We start from the raw sequence: 417 nt of genomic DNA on the forward strand, positions 1-417 counted from the left end.
TTGGTGTTGAGTATTCAGCCAATGACCGTTTAAAACTTCGAGCAGGTTATGAACCTCGTGCCAGTGCGATTCCGGATGATAAACGAAATACTATGGTGCCGATCAATAATGCTCAATTATTCGGTTTAGGTTTAGGTTACCGTTTTGATGAAGATACGGATATTGATTTATCTGTGGGCTTCTTACGTAGCCGAGATAATATTCCTGCAAATACCAGTAGTTTAGCGAATAAAACAGGGGTAGATAATTTACTGCTCAACCCATATGCTGGATTGAATGTAAAAACAAATACCAAAGTCACAATTCTAGGGATTAACTACAGAACGAGATGGTAATGCATTTAAAAGCTGAGAAAAAAATAGTTTTGACTTCTTTGTGGCTGGTAATTGGTATGAGCTTAGCCACATCAGCTTGCTA

Annotated in this window: 1 protein-coding gene; it reads left to right on the top strand. The window is 38.1% G+C overall.

What is annotated here, in order from left to right:
• On the top strand, positions 1-335 hold a 335-nt coding region (locus FLQ44_RS22940), incomplete at its 5' end, for an outer membrane protein transport protein (RefSeq protein WP_206209139.1).
• Positions 336-417 lie beyond the last annotated feature (82 nt).

This window comes from Vogesella mureinivorans (assembly GCF_007644035.1).
GTDB classification, from domain to species: domain Bacteria; phylum Pseudomonadota; class Gammaproteobacteria; order Burkholderiales; family Chromobacteriaceae; genus Vogesella; species Vogesella mureinivorans.